This window comes from Emticicia sp. SJ17W-69 (assembly GCF_051209875.1).
Lineage (GTDB): Bacteria > Bacteroidota > Bacteroidia > Cytophagales > Spirosomataceae > Emticicia.
Map to the genome: position 1 here is coordinate 4,226,871 of NZ_JBNTQY010000001.1, position 21,946 is coordinate 4,248,816.

A 21,946-nucleotide genomic window follows, 5' to 3' on the forward strand; every position below is an offset into this window, starting at 1 on the left:
GTTATAGATTCAGATATTCAATAAACATTTCAATAATGGCAAATTACAACCTTAAAATCAATGGTCGAGAGTACAAAACTGATGCCTCGCCAGATACCCCTCTACTATGGGTTTTACGAGATAATTTAGGCCTCGTAGGCACTAAATATGGTTGCGGAATGGCACAATGCGGAGCTTGTACCGTACATATCAACGGTGAAGCGACTCGTTCGTGTGTATTGCCCGTTTCAACAGTAGCTGATGCTAAAATCACTACCATCGAAGGGCTTTCTGAGAAAGGTGACCACCCCGTACAACAGGCTTGGGACGCAATTGATGTGCCTCAGTGTGGCTATTGCCAAGCAGGGCAAATGATGACAGCGGCGGCTTTCTTGAAAAAGAATGCAAAACCAAGTTTGGAAGAAATTGAAGCTACAATGTCAACGCATTTGTGCCGTTGTGGAACTTATCATCGCATCAAAGAGGCAGTACAGTTGGCTGCTAGCAAAATGTAAAAATGCTTTATGCTGAAATTTCTGTAATAAAAATTTAAAATTTGCTTCAAGATGCCTAAAGCGTATCGCTTAAAGCATACAGCAATAAAAACAGATACTAACAATGACAAAAAATAATAGCCGTCGAGATTTTTTAAAATCTGCGGCACTCACCAGTGGAGGCTTGATTTTGGGTTTCAATTGGTTTGGCAATGACGCTTTAGCCGCCAAAGTCATCAATCATATTCCAGCCGAAGGAAATACCACATTCAATGCGTTCTTATCTATCCAAAGCAATGGTATAGTCACGATTTTTTCACCAAATCCAGAAATCGGACAAGGTATCAAAACTGCTTTTCCAATAATCGTTGCCGAAGAGTTAGACGTTGATTGGGCAAATGTCAAAGTGGTGCAAGCTCCATTAGACACCAAAAAATTTGAACGTCAAGTAGCGGGTGGCAGTGGCTCGATTCCTCATTCTTGGCAACGTCTCCGCAAAGCAGGGGCAACCGCTCGCCAAATGCTTATAGGAGCGGCAGCCAAACATTGGGGCGTTCCTACAAACGAATGTTCGACAAACAAAAGCTTTGTCATTCATACATCAGGCAAAAAATTAGGTTATGGAGAATTAGCTACCGAAGCAGCTCAATTGACACCTCCGACCGATGTTAAATTGAAAGACATTAAAGATTTCAAATTGATTGGTTCGACAGTCAAAGGCGTTGATAATCAAGCAATTTTGACTGGAAAACCCCTTTTCGGTATTGATTTCTATCGTGAAGGAATGTTATTCTCGATGATTCAACGTCCACCTGCATTTGGCTTGAAACTCAAATCTTTTGATGCAACCGCAGCGAAGGCTTTGCCAGGAATTGTTGATGTGATTTCATTCAAAGATAAAGTTGCCATCGTCGGGAAATCGACTTGGGAAGTAAAAAAAGCCAGAGATTTAGTAAAAATAGAATGGGAGAAATCAGCCACGCTTGAAAGTAGCGATGACCATAATCGTATTTTTAAAGAACTTCTTGACGGAAAAACAGAAGTTCGTCGCAAAGATGGTGATGTAGAAACAGCTTTTAAAGACGCTGCTAAAATTGTAGAGGCAGAATACCAATGTCCGTTTTTGCCGCACAACCCAATGGAGCCGATGAACTTCTTTGCTCATGTACGAGCTGATGGAGTAGAATTAATTGGTCCAACACAAACCCCACAAAATGCCCAAAACCAAACGGCAAAATTATTAAATATCCCTGCTGATAAAGTCACCGTTGAACTTACTCGTATGGGTGGTGGTTTTGGTCGTCGTTTAGGCACAGATTATGTATTGGAAGCTGTAGAAGTTTCAAGTATTATGAAAGCTCCTGTAAAAGTCATGTGGACTCGTGAAGATGATATGACAGGCGGAAGTTATCGCCCAGCGGTACGCTATCGTTTCCGTGCTGCTCTCGACAAACAAGGCAATATGATTGGATATTCGCTTCGTGGAGCAGGAATCAATGCAGGAAATTCAACTCGCCAAGATAATTTCCCAGCGGGAGCAGTACCTAATCTTTTGATAGACTCGGCCGAACATAAATCTGCGATTACGACTGGCCCTTGGAGAGCTCCCATTACTAATTTCTTGGCATTTGCCGAACAATCTTTTATTGATGAAGTAGCAACTGCCGCTGGTAAAGATGCTGTACAATTTAGGTTAGAATTATTAGAAAAAGCCAAAACTGCTCCAACTGGGGAGATTAAATATAACATAGACCGCATGAAAGCAGTCATTGAATTGGCGGCCGAAAAATCGGGTTGGGGCAAGAAGAAAAAAGGGGTGAGTTTAGGTTTTAGTGTTTATTTCTCACACGCTTCTTATGTTGCTCAAGTGGCAGAAGTAGTAATGAAAAAAGGTAAACCCGTTTTACAAAAAATTTATGCTGCTGTTGACTGTGGTGTAGTCGTAAACCAAAGCGGAGCAAGAAACCAAATAATGGGTGGAATCATAGATGGTATTGGACATGCCATGTATGGTAATCTAACTTTCAAAGAGGGCAAACCTGACCAACAAAATTTCAATGCGTTTAGATTGATAAAAATGAACGAGATCCCTGCCATTGAAGTAAGTTTTGTTGATAACGGCATCGACCCAACTGGTTTGGGCGAACCTGCACTCCCTCCTACTGGCGGTTCGGTTGCTAATGCCATTTTTAAAGCAACAGGCAAACGCCTTCGCAACCAACCATTTATCGAGCAAGACGAAAAAATGTTTGAGAGCGTTTCGTAAGAATCGACTCGAATTTCATAAAACCTGTAAGGATTCCAAAAAATCCTTACAGGTTTTTTTTTGTATTAAAAAATGATTTTAATGTACTTTTTTGAAAAACTATTTTATCTTGCGGAAAAATTAAAATACAAAAACATGTTATTAAAAGGAGTTGCATTATTGTCGGGTTGTTTTATTTTAGGGCAGCTTATCGGCGAAACTTTAGGGCGGATTTTGCATATTGATGCCAATGTGGGTGGCGTTGGTTTTGCTATGATTTTGCTTATTTTTTCTCAAAATTACTTAGAAAAACGTGGACTTTTCAACCCAGAAATGGAGAGTGGTGTTATGTTTTGGAGTAAAATGTACATCCCTGTTATCGTTGCGATGTCGGCTATTCAAAATGTAAAAGTGGCAATTTCAAGTGGTATGGTAGCTTTACTGGCAGGAATTATACCTGTTGTTATTTGTTTAGCAACAATGCCTTTTATTTCAAAACTCACTAAACACAAAACAGAGAATGAATAGATTTACAAACAAAAAACTGTAATTCTTAATTCCCAATTCTAAATTCTAAACTCCTCAAATGGATTATATCTCTACCCTATTATCTAAAAATGGCTTAGTTGTAGCTTTCTTGGTTACAGGAATCGTAGTATTTTTATCAGATTGGCTTTCTAAAAAACTAACAAACAATAAACTTCCAGGCTCTGCTATTGCTATTTTTTCGGGTCTTGTATTGGCATACATTGGCGGAAGTATCACAGGCGGTAGCAAAGGTATTGCCGATATTGAACAACTTTCAGGTTTTGGCCTGATGGGTGGAGCGATGTTTCGAGATTTTGCCATCGTCTCAACTGCAATGGGAGCAAGTTTTGCAGTCATCAAAAAAACAGGTTTGGCAGGTATTACCTCGCTTTTTGTCGGAGTCATTTTATCATTTCTTTGCGGGGCAGCAGTTGCTGTTGGTTTAGGGTATGTCGATGCTCAAAGTATCACAACGATTGGTGCAGGAGCTTGTACATTTGTGGTTGGCCCAGTTACAGGTGCAGCAGTTGGAGCTTCGTCTGATGTCGTAGCAATAAGTATTGCTGCTGGAGTAGTTAAGTCTATAATAGTAACTATTGGTACGCCTTTTATTGCAAAATATATTGGTTTAAATAATCCACAAGCAGCCATGATTTATGGTGGTTTGATGGGAACAACCAGCGGAACTGCGGCAGGTTTGGCTGCAACCGACCCAAAACTCGTGCCTTACGGAGCTATGACTGCCACATTTTATACTGGTTTGGGATGTTTGCTGTGTCCTTCTATTCTGTTTGTTTTGGTTAAAATGTTTTTTGCCTAATTTTTCTTTCAAAACACTTCAACAACAAGCCATCTATAAAAATGAAAAAGTTGATTAAAATAACCTTATTTATTCTCGTTGCAATTGCCATTGTTTTTTTTGGATTCGTTCCTCAATATATTGATAAATCCATGAATAAAGTGGCTTTAAAAGGAGATTTTTCTAAAAATAGCTATTATGATTCTATTCCTTTTATTGCTGATTTGCACTGCGACGCTTTGCTTTGGGACAGAAATTTCTTCAAAAAACATGACTATGGGCACGTTGATTTACCAAGAATGATTGAAGGCAATATGGCATTTCAGGTTTTTACGATTGTAAGTAAAACACCACGAGGCATTAATATCGAAAAAAATGATGACCACACTGATCAGGTAGCTTTATTGAGTTTTGCTCAGTTAAGAAATCCTGCCGATTGGTTTAGCGTCAAAACTCGTGCCTTACATCAATGCGAGGATTTGCATAATTTCGCTAAAAACTCTGACGGAAAATTTAGAGTAATTACTAACAAAAAAGAATTACAACAATACATTTCTGACCGACAAAAAAGCCATGCTTTTACTGCTGGAATGTTGGGCATAGAAGGAGCCCATTGTTTAGAAAATGATTTAAATAATTTAGATGAATTTAGCAAAGCAGGAGTTAGATATATTGGATTGACACATTTCTTCGATAATGATTGGGCAGGCTCGGCACACGGCATGAAAAAAGGAGGTTTGACAGAAAAAGGGAAACAATTGATAAAAAAAATGACCGATTTGCACATCACCATTGACTTGGCTCATGCTTCTCAAAAAACTATCAGCGATGTTTTAAAATACCATAACGGCCCTGTATTAGTTTCCCACACAGGTATAAAAGGTGTTTGTGATAACAATCGTAACTTAAGCGATGAACAATTAATTGAAATTGGCAAGCATAATGGTTTGGTTGGAATTGGCTTATGGGAAACAGCAGTTTGTGGGACAGATGCTGCTGCTACTGCCAAAAGCATTCGCTACGTTGCCGATAAAATTGGCGTTGACAAGGTAGGATTAGGTTCAGATTTTGACGGAGCCATCGGAACACATTTTGACGTGACGGGATTACCGCTAATTGTAACAGCTTTAGAAAAAGAAGGCTTTACAAAATCTGATATAGAAAAAATTATGGGTGGAAACATTAGAGATTTCTTTTTACGAAATCTTCCTGATTAATTCGATATTTAATCATTCTCAAGCTGAAAAACCCTAAATAATACCTTGATAAATTTCCAATAATTGCCTCAAATGCCTTTCAAGATGAAACCTTAGAAATTCTAATCTTTGATGAATATCAAAAGGGCCAGAAATCGGATGGGGTGGTGTCATTATAGATAAATCATCATCTGAAAGTTCTTTTTCTAATACTGATAATACTTGTTCAAGGCTCAAAAGCATGGTTTTCCAATAAGAAATGGGTCCCCCTAAACGGGGAGCAGCAACTGCAGGAACTTCTTCTTTCTCTTTCCACGTTTGCTCGATAATCGTTTCCATTGTTTTTCCTGCATGAATTCTTTCTCCTTCCCAAACAACTTTACCTTCGCTTTTGGCGTGCAATGCTTTCCAAATACTTAAGATTCCACCTTGTTCTGCCCAAAACAAATGTTCTGTAATCTGAACAGCATTCCAAACATCGGGGGCAGGCTTCCACTGTGCTTGTTGCTCAGTTAATTGACTTACCTTTTCAAGGTAATTTTTTCTTGCTACCGAAATAGCATTAAATAAGATCTCTGTTTTTGTCATTTCTATCAAGTTGTAACACAAATATAAACAATAGATTGAAAAATTAAACTATTGAAAGCATTTGATTGTAGTGAAAAAACTTCAATTCTTAATCAATTCCAATGATAATTCTTCTAATTCCCTTAAATCATCCTTGAAACCATCAGCCTTACGATTTTTAAAAGCACCAACTTTGAAGGCTAAAAAATAAATAGCAAGACAAATCATCATCGGAATAGCTGTGTCAATCATTGCAGGCCATACACCTTTTTTATCCAATTTATTTGGCAAAAATGAAAGAACTGTCAAGCAACCTGAAGATAAAATAATGATACCAAACCATTTTTCAGCTTGCTTACTTTTTTCATATTCACCAATAATTTTTTTAAGAAATGCATTCAAATTGGTATTACTTATATCCGTATCTAACATTTTATAGTTTTTCAAAAGTACTGCTAAAGCCATAATTATTCCAATAACTAAAAATATAAATGGCACAAATTGCACCTTATATTTAAAATCAAATGGATTTCCCATAAAAATAGCTCCTAAAAGTAATAATTCAACAAATAAAATAGCGGATAATAAGGCATTTTCACGTCTAAGTCTTGCAACCCTCGACTTCGACCTTTCTTTAATCATACTTATGATTATTTTTTCGTCGATTGCTTGAGACGATTGTAATTTTTGATCGTAAACCTGCCATGCAGATTTTAGTTCTTCTAAGTTCATAATTCGTTTGATTTAATGATTTTTTCCAATTTTATTTTGATTCTATTCAACCTCACTCCTACATTTGAATTACTAATACCAATAATTTCAGCGATTTCATCATAACTTTTATCTTCTAAGTAAAGCATAATAATAGCTTTTTCTATTTCAGATAGTTTTTCGATGGCTTGTTTCAATAAATACAACTTTTCATTTTCATCAGCAGAAAAATTGATATCAGGAATCTGAAAATCTGCATCAGAAATTGATTTTTTTTCAGGTTTTTTGCTTTCTTTTCTGAAATTTGAAATAGCAGTATTCAGTGCCACCCGATACATCCAAGACGTATTTAGAGATTCATTCTTGAAACTTGGGAATGCTTTCCATAATTGCAAAACAATTTCTTGAAACAAATCTTTTTTATCTTCCTCATCATGACAGTACAAATTGCAAACTTTGTAAATAATCCCTCGATTTACATTTATCATCTCGACAAAATCTTTTTCCATCTAATTTCCATTTTGTTTGAACAATTAGTCGAAAAAAGATATAAAAACTTACAGAACTATAAATATTTTTTACAGTAAAATGAATTTCCTGACCTATTTTTAAGACAGGCGGGTTAGGAAACCCATCGTACTTTTTATTTATCTCGCAAATTTTTGCTTAATTCGCATTCAAATACACTTATTTTTCTTGAAAATTCTCCTGATCAATACCGACGATTCAATGGGCGGAGCAGCCATCGCTTGCTTGCGTTTACTTACTGCTTTAGAACGTACCGAAGGTATTGAAGTAAATATGTTGGTGCAAGAAAAAAAACGTAATCATTTGAATGTCAAGGCAATAGCAAATACTTGGTTGCAGAAAAAACTGGCTTTCGAGCGATTTGTCAGAGAGCGACTATATTTTCAATTTTATGAAAAAAGCAAGCAAATTCGCTTTGCTTTTTCACCAGCCAATACGGGTATTGATATTTCCGAACACCCTTTAGTAAAAGAGGCCGATATTATCCATTTACACTGGGTAAATTTTGGCTTTTTATCTATTAGCTCACTCGAAAAACTTTTTAAGCTCAATAAACCAATAGTTTGGACACTTCACGATATGTGGGCTTTTACGGGCGGTTGCCATCATAGCGGAGATTGTGAAAATTACCAAGTTGCTTGTGGTAACTGTTTACAGTACCTGAAAAATCCTTCCTTAAATGACTTGTCGAATCAAATTTGGCACAAGAAAAATACAATTTTTAACCCTACCCCAACCCTCCCCAATAGGGAGGGAGTTAGAATCATTGGCTGCAGTCAGTGGCTTGCAAATCGAGCTAAAAAGAGTAGTTTATTAAAAGATTTTTCAGTCAAAGCTATTCCTAATCCATTGGACATCAACCTTTTTCTACCTCAAAATAAAATTGAGGCAAGGCAAAAATTAGGTTTGCCAATTGATAAAAAGCTCATTCTCTTTGTGGCTGCAAAAGTATCGGTCATTTGGAAAGGTTTCAGTTATTTTCAAGAATCTTTAGAAATTTTAAAGTCGCAAATAGCTACTAAATCGCAAAGCCAAGACATTGAGTTAGTGGTTTTAGGAGAAAGTGATGAAGAAACAATTAATAAGCTCTCATTTAAAGCTTATACTTTAGGACGAATTTCCGATGTCAATCAAATCGTTTCGATTTATTCGGCTGCTGATATTTTTGTTACTTCGTCCATACAAGAAAATTTACCAAATACCATCATGGAAGCGATGTCTTGTGGCACACCATCAGTAGGTTTTGAAGTGGGTGGAATTCCTGAAATGATTGAAAACAAAACTAATGGTTTCTTGGCAAAGTACAAATCTGCCGAAAGTTTGGCCGAAGGGATGAAATGGGCTCTCTACGAAGCAAATTATGCTGAATTATCAAAAAACGCTCGCCAAAAAGTAGTTGATAATTATTCTGAGAAAGTAGTGATTGAGCAGTATTTGGAAGTTTATAAATCTGTTGTAGCACAAGTTTCCTAACTTGTTTGTATGCAAGGCACAAGTTAGGAAACTTGTGCTACGAACTCCGCAATTTCTTCATAAGCCTCAATTACCATTTTTTGAAGATGAACATTCAGTTTTTGAGCATTTTGTTTTCTAATAGATAATTCTTCTTTCGTTAATTTCGCTAAATAATATTGGATTTGGATGCCTAAGTTATCGTGCTCATTGATCAACCAAGCTGCTTCTTGCAGCATATCCCAATTATCACTTTCTTGACTTCCACAGAACAAAATCGCTCCACCCGCCGCTACCGCACTCACTGCTTTCGATGGAATCATCAAATGGGTGTATTTTGAAAGTAAACTCACTAAATGCACATCAATAAAATTGAGTTGGCTACGTGGCACATTTGGCAAAACAGTAATTCCTTCATATTTTTTAGAAAATTCAAGCACTTTTTCGGCTTTTTTACCATACAAAGCCAAAATCAAATGATGCTTTGCAGGATTCAAAGCTTTTATAAATTCAATCAGAAAATCTTCATTATGTGCATCATTCAAGTTTCCGCAATAACCAAAATAGATTTTGTCATCATCCACTTTTCGCCATGCAGGAAACTCATTTTCATAAGTTTGATGAAAAATTACACCACAAGGAAGGATAGTTTGCCAATTATAGCTCCCCTCCTGCCTCTCTCCCTGTAGCAGAGGTTTAAGGTAAGTTGTATTATTATACTTTTCTCTAATAAACTCAGCCTGTTTTCTTCCCAAAGCGATGAGTTTTTGAGGTGGGTTTTGGTATGTTTTTTTTAGAATCCAGCTATAGATAAAGTTCTTCTCAGCAATCATACCTATTGCCACAAAAGCCTCTGGAAATAAATCCATCGACCACAAAGCCCATTTTTTTTTATTTAAGAAAAGGGATGCCCAAAAAGGCAAAAGTGGCGGGCTGGTCATGCAAATAATTGGCGAATCAACGGCAATTATTTTAGCTTTTTGAATCAAAAAATAACCATCTAAAAAACTTGCTATCAAGCGAAATATCTTGTTTTCTCCTCCATAAATACTTGATAATGAATGTAGTACACCAACGGGTTCACGTACTTGTCCACCACCATCGTCACTCCCATTGATATGTACAATATGAACTTCGAATTGATGTTTTTCAATCAAATACTTAGCCAAATCCCAAGCAGATTCTCCCGTAATTCCAGGATTAGGTGGATAATGACGGTTGATAATTGTGAGAGTTTTGTTGCTTGCTTTGGGCATTGAAAGGTATAAAACGTAAATTCTCTAATCTTTTAAACTTTTGTATTTGTAGCCACGTGCTAAATCATATCTTAATACAAGTCCAAAATTATAACTAATTCCTTTCAAAAGTTGCTGTGTTTCAGCAATTTTATTGGCATTAATAGAATATATTAAATTAGATTGAACAATTCCATTGGCTCCAAAATTTCCACGACCAAAGATAGCAACAGAAAGAGAATTTGAAATTTTCCCACGCAATTCAAGCGAAAGTTCGAGTTGAGCGATCCCTTTGCTCTTTAAAAAAGTCTCACTTTTAAGTTTTATACTATCTCTTTGGGGGCCAGTAACACCTGTAAAGTTTCTTAAAAGTAGCTGCTGATTTTTAGCATTAGTCGCAAGCAAAACACCAGCCCCTACATAAATAGCAGCGGTTTTAGTAATGGCATCAAGTGTCAAAATTTTATACTTATAGCGAAGTGGAATAGTTTGAAGATTTGTTCCCAAGCGATAAATGAATGGCAATCCCCTACCTGAGCTAATCGTTTGAACAAAAAAACTTGGGTTTTTATAATAGCCTGTTTCTACCGCCCATTGGTCATTCATATTATAACCCAACTCTACTCCCCAAAACAAATCATTATTTTTTTGCCCTGAAGCTAAGTTATTGAAATAATTACTTTGGCTAAAGTAATTTTGTTTAAATCCACCTTCTATCCCAACATATAAACTCAATGCTTTTCTATTGAGATTTGGATATGCGTTATTCCGAACATCATTTCGTTGACTTGGTAGCTTATAATACTCATCTGTTTCTTGACTAAATAAATCAAAGGCAATCATTAAAAGTACGCTCGTAAAATATAAGAATGATTTCATCGGCAAAAATTATTTTCAAATCTATTCAAAAGACGAAAGCTATGAAAGAAAAGTTGCCAGTAAAAAAAACGAGATTTTCATTAGCCAAGAAATAATATAACTATTCGTTGATTTTTTAATTAATTATGAAAGAATCATTGTAAAATTTCATGATTATAGAGAAAAGAAAATTTATCTTTGTAAAAGAAATCCAAAAAGCTTACAAATGTTTGAGCGGAAAAAAAATGAGTAAATGTACTCATTTGCTCAATCATCACTCACTCACTATTCATTATTGAATGAAAACATTAGATACTTACGATTTTTCGGGCAAAAAAGCCCTCATCCGTGTAGATTTTAACGTACCTTTAAATGATAAGTACGAAATTACGGATGACACACGTATCACGGCGACTATCCCAACCATCAAAAAGATCTTGAAAGATGGCGGTTCGTGTATTTTAATGTCGCACCTGGGAAGACCAAAAGATGGTCCAACCGAAAAATATTCATTAAAACACTTAGTAAATCCACTTTCAGTAATCTTGGGTTTACAAGTGAAATTTGCTGATGACTGTATCGGAGCTTCGGCTTCTGAGCAAGCTGCCAGCTTAAAGCCAGGTGAAGTGCTATTGCTTGAAAACCTACGTTTTTATAAAGAAGAAGAAAAAGGCGATGTTACATTTGCAGAAAAACTATCGAAATTAGGCAATGTTTGGGTAAATGACGCTTTCGGAACAGCACACCGTGCTCATGCTTCTACGGCTGTCATTGGTCAGTTTTTTGAAGATAGAGTGTGTGGATACGTGATGCAAGCCGAAGTAGTAAACGCTCAAAAAATATTGAATCATGCCGAGCGACCTTTTACTGCAATTATGGGTGGAGCAAAAATATCAGACAAGATTTTGTTGATAGAACGCCTACTTGATAAAGTTGATAACCTTATCATTGGTGGTGGTATGACCTATACATTTACTAAAGCTCTGGGTGGAAGCATTGGGAAATCGCTTTTGGAAGCCGATAAAATGCCTCTTGCTTTAGAATTAATTGCAAAAGCTAAAGAAAAAGGTGTAAACTTGATTATGCCAGTTGATAATCTTTGTGCTGATGCATTCTCAAATGATGCTAATAGAAAAGTGGTAAAAACTGGTGAAATTCCTGAAGATTTTCAAGGACTTGACATTGGCCCAGATACAATTAAACTCTTCACTGAAATTCTTGAAAAATCAAAGACAATTCTTTGGAATGGTCCGATGGGCGTTTTTGAATTCCCTAATTTCGCTAACGGAACCAATGCTATCGCAGAAGCAGTAGTAAAAGCAACCGAAGAGAATGAAGCGTTTTCATTGATTGGTGGTGGCGATTCGGCATCAGCAATCAATAATGCTGGCTATGGCGACCGTGTTTCTTATGTATCAACAGGTGGTGGTGCTTTATTAGAATACATGGAAGGAAAAACTTTGCCAGGTGTAGCTGCTTTAGAATAAAAAAACAATAGGCCTTTATACAAAAAAGTCCCTGTTGCAGAACAGGGACTTTCTATTTTATGGACACGTATATTTTTTTACCAAAGTTTAATGTTAGTAAAATACAGCCCAATAGCAACTGCTAAGGCCAAAACGCTAATTAATAATAATTCAGCGTATTTCATTTGAGAGTTTGATTTTACTGTTTTGTTCATGGCGGAATATTTAGTTTATATGGAGTTTATTTATATTCTTACTTTAGACGTAAATTAGATATAAAAGACACTTATTTTACTAAACTTTGTATGAATTAAACGAATTTATTTGTAAAAGATTACTAAAATCAACAATATTTATTTAACGGTACATTATATTTTCAAAAAACCACCCTACTTTATTCCTCCAATTCTATTTCAAGTCGTATCTTTGTATTATATTTTATAGTGAATTAAAAGTATTCACTTAATCAATCATTCACTCATTATTCCAGAATGTCGAAAGTTATTATTATAGGTGCCGGTGGAGTCGGCAGTGTTGTTGCTCATAAGTGTGCAATGAACTCTTCAGTTTTTACAGAAATTTTATTGGCAAGTCGAACAAAATCGAAATGCGATAAAATTGCAAATGACATTGAAGAAATGCACGGAGTAAAGATTCAAACGGCCAAAGTTGATGCCGATAATGTACCTGAATTGGTTGAACTAATTAAAAGTTTTCAGCCAAAAATGGTTATCAATGTCGCTCTTCCATACCAAGATTTAACCATCATGGATGCTTGTTTAGAAACAGGTGTTCACTACCTCGATACTGCCAATTACGAGCCAAAAGATGTAGCCAAGTTTGAATATAGCTGGCAATGGGCTTATCAAGACCGTTTCAAAGAAGCAGGTTTGATGGCCTTGCTTGGTTGTGGATTTGACCCAGGTGTCACGCAAGTGTATTGTAGCTATGCGAATAAACACCATTTCGATGAAATGCACTACCTCGATATCATTGATTGTAATGCAGGAAATCATGGCAAAGCCTTTGCAACTAACTTCAATCCTGAAATCAATATTAGAGAAATTACTCAAAACGGCCGTTATTGGGAAAATGGAGAGTGGATCGAAATTGAACCTATGTCAATTCACAAGGCCATTGATTACCCTGGCATTGGACCAAAAGAATCTTATGTACTGTATCACGAAGAATTAGAATCTTTGGTTAAAAACTTTCCAACACTCAAGCGTGCAAGATTTTGGATGACATTCGGTCAAGCATATTTGACACATCTTGAAGTGCTTCAAAATGTTGGAATGACCAGAATTGACCCTGTAAAATTTAATGGAATGGATATTGTTCCTTTAGAATTTTTGAAAGCGGTTTTACCTGCACCTGATACTTTGGGCGAAAATTACACTGGACAAACCTCAATTGGTTGCCAAATTAAAGGAATTGAAGGTGGTAATGATAAAACATATTATGTTTGGAATAATTGTGACCATGCTGAATGTTATAAAGAAGTAAAAGCTCAGGCAGTATCATATACCACAGGCGTACCTGCAATGATTGGGGCAATGTTGATGCTCACAAATCCAGATTGGCAAAAAGCTGGTGTTTGGAATTGTGAAGAGTTAAACCCAGACCCATTTATGGATTTGCTTAATACACAAGGTTTACCTTGGCATGAACAGATAAATGGTGTATTGCCTCACGAATATTAAAATAGATGTGGCACACCTGATAGGTGTGCCACATCTATTTTAATCTATAAGCAATTTCAAAATTTCATCTACTTCTTTTGCTCGTTCAATATCGGCTACTTTTTCAAAAGCAACAACTAAATTTCTTAACACCCTACAAACAATATCAAGATTACTACAAGGTTGATAAAATGAGTCTTGTGGTTGGAGGTGCATTTGTTTGATATAATTGCCGATGTCAATTTTCGAAAAAATCAATCCACGGTTGAAAATATTGATATAAAACTGCAATTGCGGCGTTTTGTAGGTCAGTACAAACAAACTTGGCAGATTAACTCCGCTCACAGGCATGCCCAAACGCTTGGCAACCAATAAATATACCACACATAAAGAAATCGGATTCCCTTTTCTCAAATCAAATACTTGATTAAGCATTGAATTGGCTGCTGCATGAAAATTTTTAGTATTGGGTAAAAACTTATATTTATCAAAGAAAATTTGGTTTAAAACCCGTACTTGGTCATGAGGGTGCATATCATCCCGAAACTCCAACCACGTATCAAAATACATATCATTGATATACTCTTTGAGTTTATCAATATTTAAGTCTGGATATTGATAAGTAGCGATAATCCACATTCCTTCAAGCAAATCTTGATGCCCATTATTTTTCCATGTAAGTAGTCGCTCACGTACCAAATTATATTGCAAATCGTGAATCAAGTCTTCGATTTTTTTCTGTAAATTTGGATTTAATCCATTCTCTTGCCAACGGTCTTCCAAAAGTGGAATAACCGTACGCCCAAGTGTTCGTAAGTGTTTTTCTACATGTTGAACCACCTCTCTATCATCATCATCAAGAAGCGTCACTAAAGCTTTTATTTCTGATTCATTCATTTTTCAATAGCCACTTTTAGCTGTAAAAATAGTTTTTTTTTACATTCAGAAACAAATTTTTATACTATAAAATTGATAAAACATTGATAATAAGCCTATTAAATATAAATGAAAAGAAAATATTCGTTTTTTACAATTAATTCTTCATCAGACATACGTGAATATTTTTCAATTTCTCCCCTAAATTCATACTTTTGTAAAAAAAACAAACATCTTTAATATGAAAATTTTAGTTACAGGTGGTGCAGGTTTCATCGGTTCGCATACTGTTGTCGAATTAGTAAATGCAGGACACGAACCAATTATTATTGATAATTTTAATAATTCGGAGAAAGCAGTATTGAAAGGACTCCGAAAAATACTAAAAAAGCCCATTAAGTGCTACGATAAAGATTGTAATGATGCTAAAGTTTTGGAACAAATATGTGTAAAAGAAAATATTGAAGGTGTGATTCACTTTGCTGCTTATAAAGCTGTTGGTGAATCTGTTCAAAAACCTTTAAAATATTATGAAAATAACATTGGCTCAACATTGACAGTGCTGAAGGTAATGCTCAAATTAGGTATCAAAAACTTAGTTTTTTCTTCTTCTTGTACTGTTTATGGTCAGCCCGATGCGATTCCCGTAACTGAAGATACACCTCGCCAACCTGCTACCTCACCCTATGGAAATACCAAAACAATCTGTGAAGATATTTTGCGAGACACAATCACCGCAGGAAATCCACTTAAAATTATCTCACTTCGCTATTTCAATCCAATTGGAGCTCATCCATCAGCATATATTGGCGAATTGCCAAGTGGCGTCCCAGGAAACTTAGTCCCTTTTATTACACAAACTGCAGCTGGAATTAGACAAAAGTTAACGGTTTTTGGTAGTGACTATAATACACCCGACGGCACAAATATACGAGATTTCATACACGTGGTTGATTTAGCCAAAGCCCATGTTTCATCAATACAACTACTTGATAAACAAGCAGATAACTATTACAATGTTTTCAATATTGGTACTGGAACAGGCAATACAGTTTTAGAAATTATTAAAACTTTTGAAAAGGTAAACAAGCTAAAACTCAACTACGAAATAGGACCAAGACGAGCAGGCGATGTTGAGAAAATTTATGGTAGTGTAGAAAAAGCAGAAAAAATCTTAGGTTGGAAAGTTGAAAAAACATTGGCTGATAGTCTTAAAGATGCTTGGCGTTGGGAGAAAAAATTGATGAAGAAATAAAGTCAATATTTCTAAAATTCTTCATGAAATAAATCAACTGATACCGTATAATAACAATATGGTTTCAATTGTTGTAATCGAAAAAGTTGGTATGAATTTGGAGGGAAGAAAAAGACAGCACTGACCACTTAAAACTGGTTGGTCTGATAATTTTGGGTATGCAATTTTATCGTCAGATTTGTAAATATACAATTTAGAAAAACTAAAAAATGAACGCAGACAAAACAATCTTAATTACTGGTGGAGCGGGCTTTATTGGCTCTCATGTTGTCAGACTTTTTGTAACGAAATATCCTAATTATCAAATAGTTAACCTTGATAAATTGACGTATGCAGGCAATCTCGAAAACCTTACTGATATTGAGTCTTTGCCCAATTATACATTTGAACATGGTGATATAACCGATGCTGATTATATCAATGGTTTATTTGAAAAGTACAAATTTGATGGCGTTATTCACTTGGCCGCCGAGTCGCACGTTGATAGGTCGATTACGGACCCAATGGCATTCGTTATGACCAATGTAATAGGCACAGTAAATTTGCTCAATGCAGCCAAAACAGCTTGGAAAGAAGACATGGCAAACCACCGTTTCTACCATGTTTCCACCGATGAAGTTTATGGAGAATTGCACAATCCAGAAGAGTTTTTCTTAGAAACTACCAGTTATGATCCTCGTTCGCCTTATTCGGCATCGAAGGCTTCTTCTGACCATTTTGTGAGAGCTTATAACAATACTTATAAATTGCCTGTTGTTATTTCCAATTGTTCAAATAATTATGGGCCTAATCATTTTCCTGAGAAATTGATCCCTTTGATGATTAATAATATCATTCATAATTTTGCATTACCTGTTTATGGCAAAGGCGAAAATGTACGTGACTGGCTTTTTGTAAAAGACCACGCCCGTGCTATCGATGTAATTTTTCACAATGGCAAAAATGGTGAAACTTATAATATTGGAGGTTTCAATGAGTGGAAAAACATTGATTTAGTACATCTTTTGTGCAAAATCATGGACGAAAAATTAGAACGCCCAGAAGGTACTTCAGCAAAGTTGATTCATTATGTAACTGACCGTGCGGGACATGACTTACGTTATGCGATTGATGCTACCAAATTAATGAATGAATTGGGCTGGAAACCATCTCTACAATTTGAAGAAGGACTTACTCAAACCGTTGAATGGTATTTGGCAAATAAAGAATGGTTACAAAATGTAACAAGTGGCGATTATACCAAATACTACGAGAAAATGTATAAGGCTTGAGTTATTGGGTTTTACTGATAAAATTCACTAAAAATGGTTCCAACCGAAATTTACAAAAACCTTGAAATAATTGTTCGTCAGTATATTAGCAGCCTCAATGCTTATACTGACGAACAGTTTTTTTACAAAAAAGATGAAGAAACTTGGTCTTTAGGGCAGATGTATGAGCATTTGACGAGTTCTTCAAATTTTTTCTTTTTAGCCAATTGTGTTCGGTGTTTAGAAAAACGCAAAGGACAAGAAGGAGGTGAAAAGAATGAATTTGGCACAAAACTTTTTATGAAAGGTAGTTTCCCTCCTGTAAAATTAAAAATTCCAGATGCGATTCGTGGGCCAGAACCAGTAGCAAAAACAAAGCAAGAATACCAACAGATTTTAGAAAAAATATTAGTTGATACTAAGAATTTAATTGAGGCAGTTAACAATGATGATGGATCTTATAAAGCTCTGCAACCTGCGATGGGTTGGCTCGATGCTCAAGAGTGGTTCTTTCTTCATGAAATGCACTATCGCCATCATTTACGCCAAAAAACAGAGCTGGAAAGTGCTAAATTCTGAGTGCTAAGTTTTTGATTCATGAAATTCGGCTCTCTATTTAACAGATAATTGATAAATGACTATCGCCATTATACCCGCAAGGGGCGGAAGCAAGCGTATTCCAAGAAAAAATATCAAAGATTTTTTAGGGAAACCCATTATTGCGTATTCGATTGAAGCTGCGATTGAAAGTAAGCTTTTTGACGAAGTGATGGTTTCAACTGATGATGAGGAAATTGCTGCAATTGCACGCCAATGTGGGGCGAAAGTCCCGTTCGCCAGAAGCAGCGAAAATGCCAATGATTATGCAACCACAGTCGATGTTTTAGTGGAAGTTTTAGAAAGCTATAAAGCCCTCAACCGTACTTTCGAGACAGGTTGTTGCATCTATCCTACGGCTCCTTTTGTTTCAGCCGAAATATTGCAAAAAAGTTTCCAAATACTTGATAATGAGAAACTTGACTCTATTTATCCTATTCAAAAATTTTCTTTTCCACCGCAACGAGGCGTAGTTTTTGATGCCAAAAAACTACGTTGGCAAAATCCTGAAAATGCACAAATTCGCTCGCAAGACCTAACGCCAATCTACCATGATGCTGGGCAATTTTATTTCTTCAAAACCGAAAAATTATTAAAAAATCGTAGCATTTTGACCCAAAACACAAGCGGGATTGTTATATCAGAAATGGATGCCCACGATATTGATAATGAAGAAGATTGGAAAATCGCAGAGTTTAAATATCGGTTGAGGTCGATGGGTCAATAGTTAATTATAAATGTGATTCGTTTTATCAATGGAAAATCAATATAAATGTTTAGAAAAACAGCGTTTTGAATATGGTGAATTTTCTTTGATTCCGATTAGGAGTGAAGATATTTTAAAAATTAGGATTTGGCGAAATGAGCAAATGAAAATTTTACGCCAAAATGAATTTATTACAGAGGAAAAGCAACTCCAATATTATGCGAATCAAATTGTTCCAAATTTTAATGCCGAACAACCCAAACAACTTTTATTCAGTTACTTCAAAAATAATGAGCTGATTGGCTATGGGGGATTAGTTCATTTTAGTTGGCTTGATAAAAGAGCTGAAATATCATTTCTTCTTGATACAAAATTTGTAAATGATTCTACAATACATGATTTATATTTTGAAAATTACCTACATTTGATTCAAAAGGTTGCTTTTGAAGAGCTAAAATTAAATCGATTACATACTGAAGTATATGATACTCGACAGCACCATGTTGATATTCTTGAAAAATGTGGTTTCTTGTTAGAAGGTCGATTAAGAAATCATATTTTCATCGAAGAGAAAATGGTTGACTCTTTATTACACGGAAAATTAATAAATGAATATAAATTATGGATATAGTATTAACACCATTGACTAAAAATGATATTGAATTAGTACGTGTTTGGAGAAACTCACCAGAAGTTGCCCAATACATGTACACAGAAGATGAAATTACTATTGAGCAACAAGAAGCGTGGTTTGATAAAGTTAAAAATGATGATAGTTGTAGATATTGGATAATTGAATACGATAATAAGAAAATTGGTCTAGCATCTATTACAGGAATTAGTAAAGTTTTGAAAAGTTGTTATTGGGCATTTTATCTCGGAACTGATGTGCCAAGAGGTGGAGGAATTGGTTCAAAAATCGAATTTAACATACTTGAATATGTATTCAATGAATTAAAATTAAATAAACTACGCTGCGAGGTAATGATTTTTAACGACAAAGTTATTTCTATGCACGAAAAATTTGGTTTTAGAAGAGAGGCTTACTATCGTCAACATGTCAAAAAAAATGGCAAATGGATAGATACAGTTGGGCTTGCTATCTTGAGTGAAGAATGGAACAAACAAAAAGAATTCATGCAAAAATTAATATATCGCACATAAACTAAACTTTTACCAAAATGAAAAATTTGCTGTCCCTTTCAATCTTTTTTTCTATTTCCGTACAATTTTCAGGATATTCACAAGATCCATCTTCTGATAGATGGTATGACTATGGAGATAATACTAATATCAATATTCCCATTAATGGACGTATAAATGTATCTAAAGATGCCGAAAATAGTTATGCTTTAGAAGAGTTTAAAAGGTTTAGAGTCTCAGATGCTCAATATGATTTTTTAAGTATAAGAAATGCCACTGTAACTGATAATATTTTTATCCCATGGATTTTTGGTCATAATCAAACAGATTCTAGGGTATCTTTATTTATTTCAGGTGTAACAAATTACAATAACGATATTGGGAATGCACCCCTCATCGTTTTCGATGCTCGAAAATACTATGATCCCAGTTCCTCACTTGCTGGTGGATCATCTGTTTATAATAGATCATTATTCCAATGGAGAAATTATGTTACAAATTATATGACTCTCTCAGCCAACGGCTCACTTGGTATTGGAACGGAAGCTCCACAAGCACAACTCCATACAACTGGCAGTGTAAGATTTGAGGGACTTTCTTCAAACATAGGCAATTCGGTTATCATGTCTGATTATTGGGGAAATATCTCTCGTTATGCTTTACCTTCAAGTTCGTTTATGGCAGTTACTACCTCTTCACCTACTACTTATTCACTACCAAGATTTAATTCTTCGAATGTATTAGTGAATAGTCAAATTTTTGATAATGGTACCAACATTGGTATTGGTGGCAGCCCCGCAGCAAATGCAAAAGTTACTGTTTATGGTGTGGTAAATACTCTTTCTGATAAACGTTTCAAGACAAATATTCATCCAATTAATAATGCTTTAGATGTTATAAAAAATATCAATGGTTATTTTTATAATTGGCAAAAAGGCATGGCAAATGTTGGTACAAACACAGAAATTGGTTTACTTGCCCAAGAAGTAGCAAAAGTGCTACCCGAAGCTGTTAGTCAAAACCAAGAAGGCACATTTTTCTTGAATTATAATGCCATTATTCCCGTACTAACAGAAGCAGTAAAAGCACAACAACAAATCATTTCAACCCAAAACCAAAGAATTGACAATCTCGAAAATGAGTTGAAAGAATTGAAGAAAATAGTAAGAGAATTAGCAAAAAAGTAAATTTGTTTTCTAATATTATCACATAAAATACTGACTATAACCAAATTAATATATATTATGACAGCCTAATTCGTAAATCGTCATTAATAAATCGTCATTCGTAAATTCAATAATGTTTAAAATAGCAAATACAATCATAAGTCCCGACCATAAGCCATTTGTCATTGCTGAAATGTCAGGAAACCATAATCAGTCACTCGACCGAGCATTTGCCATTGTAGATGCTGCTGCCGAAGCGGGCGTTCATGCCCTCAAATTACAAACTTATACGGCTGATACGATTACTTTTAATGGTTCTTCAGACGAGTTTATCATCAAAGACCAAAACTCGCTTTGGAAAAACCAAAACTTACATAAACTTTATCAATTGGCTTATACGCCGTGGGAATGGCACAAACCTATTTTCGATAGAGCTAAAGCACATGGAATGTTGGCTTTTAGTAGTCCATTCGATACAACGGCCGTTGATTTTCTTGAAAGTTTGGATGTTCCTTGCTATAAAATTGCTTCTTTTGAAAATACCGACCATATTCTGCTCAAAAAAGTTGCTCAAACTGGCAAACCCGTCATTATGAGCACGGGAGTTGCAAGCATTGCCGACATACAAGAATCGGTCGAGGTTTTGCGAAAACATGGCTGTAAAGATTTGGTTTTATTGAAATGCACAAGCACCTACCCTGCCACTCCAGAAAGCACTAATTTACTCACAATACCACATATGAGAGAGCTTTTTGATTGTCAAATTGGACTTTCTGACCATACGATGGGTATTGGAGCAGGCATTGCCGCAGTCGCTTTAGGTGCAAGAGTTTTAGAAAAACACTTCACGCTTCGCCGTGCTGATGGTGGCGTTGACTCAGCGTTTTCATTAGAGCCAGAAGAGCTCAAAAATCTTGTGATAGAATCTGAAAGAGCATTTTTGGCAATGGGAAAAGTCAATTATATACTTTCAGAAAAAGAACAGAAAAGTTTACAGTACAAACGCTCTTTGTATGTAGTTGAACCAATGAAAGCAGGTGACATTTTTAATGAACAAAATGTCCGTTCTATACGTCCATCAAATGGCCTACATACGAGGTATTATGAAGAAATTTTAGGCAAAAAAGCCAGCATAGCTATTGAAGCAGGAACAGCATTGAGCTTTTCAATGATACTGTAGAGCAATTTTCCAAATTGCTCTATTACAATTTGG

General features: G+C 35.6%; 22 protein-coding genes. 16 read left to right on the plus strand and 6 right to left on the minus strand.

What is annotated here, in order from left to right:
- Positions 1–35: 35 nt before the first annotated feature.
- The 5 genes from ACQUQZ_RS17105 (at position 36) to ACQUQZ_RS17125 (ending at position 5,262) form a co-directional block, all read left to right on the plus strand.
- Positions 36–494 (plus strand): (2Fe-2S)-binding protein, encoded by a 459-nt coding sequence (locus ACQUQZ_RS17105; protein WP_435356250.1) that lies wholly within the window; start codon positions 36–38, stop codon positions 492–494.
- 103 nt (positions 495–597) lie between these two features.
- A complete protein-coding gene (locus ACQUQZ_RS17110) occupies positions 598–2,739 on the plus strand; it encodes a molybdopterin cofactor-binding domain-containing protein (RefSeq protein WP_435356252.1) in 2,142 nt (713 codons plus the stop codon).
- 135 nt (positions 2,740–2,874) lie between these two features.
- Positions 2,875–3,246 carry a malonate transporter subunit MadL gene (gene madL, locus ACQUQZ_RS17115; protein ID WP_435356254.1) on the plus strand — a complete coding sequence of 124 codons (372 nt, stop codon included), beginning with the start codon at positions 2,875–2,877 and terminating at the stop codon, positions 3,244–3,246.
- Positions 3,247–3,304: 58 nt separating this feature from the next.
- Complete coding sequence (gene madM / locus ACQUQZ_RS17120; protein WP_435356256.1) at positions 3,305–4,066, plus strand: malonate transporter subunit MadM; 762 nt, start codon at positions 3,305–3,307, stop codon at positions 4,064–4,066.
- Between the two features lie 41 nt (positions 4,067–4,107).
- Positions 4,108–5,262 (plus strand): dipeptidase, encoded by a 1,155-nt coding sequence (locus tag ACQUQZ_RS17125; RefSeq protein ID WP_435356258.1) that lies wholly within the window; start codon positions 4,108–4,110, stop codon positions 5,260–5,262.
- Between the two features lie 33 nt (positions 5,263–5,295).
- On the opposite strand, the gene ACQUQZ_RS17130 is transcribed toward ACQUQZ_RS17125, so the two are convergent.
- The 3 genes from ACQUQZ_RS17130 to ACQUQZ_RS17140 form a co-directional block, all read right to left on the minus strand.
- Positions 5,296–5,829 (minus strand): DinB family protein, encoded by a 534-nt coding sequence (locus ACQUQZ_RS17130; RefSeq protein WP_435356260.1) that lies wholly within the window; start codon positions 5,827–5,829, stop codon positions 5,296–5,298.
- Between the two features lie 81 nt (positions 5,830–5,910).
- Positions 5,911–6,540, minus strand: coding sequence for a hypothetical protein (locus tag ACQUQZ_RS17135; protein ID WP_435356262.1), 630 nt, complete (start codon positions 6,538–6,540; stop codon positions 5,911–5,913).
- Positions 6,537–7,028 (minus strand): RNA polymerase sigma factor, encoded by a 492-nt coding sequence (locus tag ACQUQZ_RS17140; protein WP_435356264.1) that lies wholly within the window; start codon positions 7,026–7,028, stop codon positions 6,537–6,539. The genes ACQUQZ_RS17135 and ACQUQZ_RS17140 overlap by 4 nt, the downstream gene beginning before the upstream one ends.
- A 187-nt stretch (positions 7,029–7,215) precedes the next feature.
- Here ACQUQZ_RS17140 and ACQUQZ_RS17145 point away from each other — a divergent pair, with 187 nt between their 5' ends.
- Positions 7,216–8,520 carry a glycosyltransferase family 4 protein gene (locus ACQUQZ_RS17145; protein ID WP_435356266.1) on the plus strand — a complete coding sequence of 435 codons (1,305 nt, stop codon included), beginning with the start codon at positions 7,216–7,218 and terminating at the stop codon, positions 8,518–8,520.
- A gap of 23 nt (positions 8,521–8,543) precedes the next feature.
- Here the strand turns inward: ACQUQZ_RS17145 and ACQUQZ_RS17150 are convergent, their stop codons facing one another.
- Together ACQUQZ_RS17150 and ACQUQZ_RS17155 are read right to left on the minus strand one after the other, a co-directional pair.
- The gene (locus ACQUQZ_RS17150; protein WP_435356268.1) at positions 8,544–9,755 is read right to left on the minus strand and encodes a hypothetical protein; all 1,212 of its coding nucleotides are present in this window, start codon (positions 9,753–9,755) and stop codon (positions 8,544–8,546) included.
- 24 nt (positions 9,756–9,779) lie between these two features.
- Positions 9,780–10,613 (minus strand): hypothetical protein, encoded by an 834-nt coding sequence (locus ACQUQZ_RS17155; protein WP_435356270.1) that lies wholly within the window; start codon positions 10,611–10,613, stop codon positions 9,780–9,782.
- A 278-nt stretch (positions 10,614–10,891) separates the two neighbouring features.
- Here ACQUQZ_RS17155 and ACQUQZ_RS17160 point away from each other — a divergent pair, with 278 nt between their 5' ends.
- The gene (locus ACQUQZ_RS17160; protein ID WP_435356272.1) at positions 10,892–12,079 is read left to right on the plus strand and encodes a phosphoglycerate kinase; all 1,188 of its coding nucleotides are present in this window, start codon (positions 10,892–10,894) and stop codon (positions 12,077–12,079) included.
- 470 nt (positions 12,080–12,549) lie between these two features.
- The gene (locus tag ACQUQZ_RS17165; protein ID WP_435356274.1) at positions 12,550–13,761 is read left to right on the plus strand and encodes a saccharopine dehydrogenase C-terminal domain-containing protein; all 1,212 of its coding nucleotides are present in this window, start codon (positions 12,550–12,552) and stop codon (positions 13,759–13,761) included.
- A gap of 39 nt (positions 13,762–13,800) precedes the next feature.
- Here ACQUQZ_RS17165 and ACQUQZ_RS17170 read toward each other — a convergent pair whose 3' ends face one another.
- Entirely contained in the window at positions 13,801–14,637 is an 837-nt protein-coding gene (locus tag ACQUQZ_RS17170) for a transglutaminase-like domain-containing protein (protein ID WP_435356276.1), read from the minus strand.
- 220 nt (positions 14,638–14,857) lie between these two features.
- On the opposite strand from ACQUQZ_RS17170, the gene galE reads away from it, so the two are divergent.
- The 8 genes from galE to pseI all read left to right on the plus strand — a co-directional run bounded on the left by galE (position 14,858) and on the right by pseI (position 21,913).
- On the plus strand, positions 14,858–15,871 hold the full coding sequence (gene galE, locus ACQUQZ_RS17175) for a UDP-glucose 4-epimerase GalE (protein ID WP_435356277.1): 1,014 nt from the start codon (positions 14,858–14,860) through the stop codon (positions 15,869–15,871).
- A 209-nt stretch (positions 15,872–16,080) separates the two neighbouring features.
- The gene (gene rfbB / locus ACQUQZ_RS17180) at positions 16,081–17,142 is read left to right on the plus strand and encodes a dTDP-glucose 4,6-dehydratase (protein WP_435356279.1); all 1,062 of its coding nucleotides are present in this window, start codon (positions 16,081–16,083) and stop codon (positions 17,140–17,142) included.
- 33 nt (positions 17,143–17,175) lie between these two features.
- Positions 17,176–17,700, plus strand: coding sequence for a DinB family protein (locus ACQUQZ_RS17185; RefSeq protein ID WP_435356281.1), 525 nt, complete (start codon positions 17,176–17,178; stop codon positions 17,698–17,700).
- A 55-nt stretch (positions 17,701–17,755) separates the two neighbouring features.
- Entirely contained in the window at positions 17,756–18,445 is a 690-nt protein-coding gene (pseF, locus tag ACQUQZ_RS17190; RefSeq protein WP_435356283.1) for a pseudaminic acid cytidylyltransferase, read from the plus strand.
- Between the two features lie 28 nt (positions 18,446–18,473).
- Positions 18,474–19,055, plus strand: a complete 582-nt coding sequence (locus ACQUQZ_RS17195) for a GNAT family N-acetyltransferase (RefSeq protein WP_435356284.1) — start codon at positions 18,474–18,476, stop codon at positions 19,053–19,055.
- Positions 19,046–19,588, plus strand: coding sequence for a UDP-4-amino-4,6-dideoxy-N-acetyl-beta-L-altrosamine N-acetyltransferase (gene pseH / locus ACQUQZ_RS17200; protein WP_435356285.1), 543 nt, complete (start codon positions 19,046–19,048; stop codon positions 19,586–19,588). Before ACQUQZ_RS17195 ends, pseH begins: the two co-directional genes overlap by 10 nt.
- Before the next feature lie 17 nt (positions 19,589–19,605).
- Complete coding sequence (locus ACQUQZ_RS17205) at positions 19,606–20,754, plus strand: tail fiber domain-containing protein (protein ID WP_435356286.1); 1,149 nt, start codon at positions 19,606–19,608, stop codon at positions 20,752–20,754.
- Between the two features lie 112 nt (positions 20,755–20,866).
- Positions 20,867–21,913, plus strand: a complete 1,047-nt coding sequence (gene pseI / locus ACQUQZ_RS17210; protein WP_435356287.1) for a pseudaminic acid synthase — start codon at positions 20,867–20,869, stop codon at positions 21,911–21,913.
- The last annotated feature ends 33 nt before the right edge of the window (positions 21,914–21,946 follow it).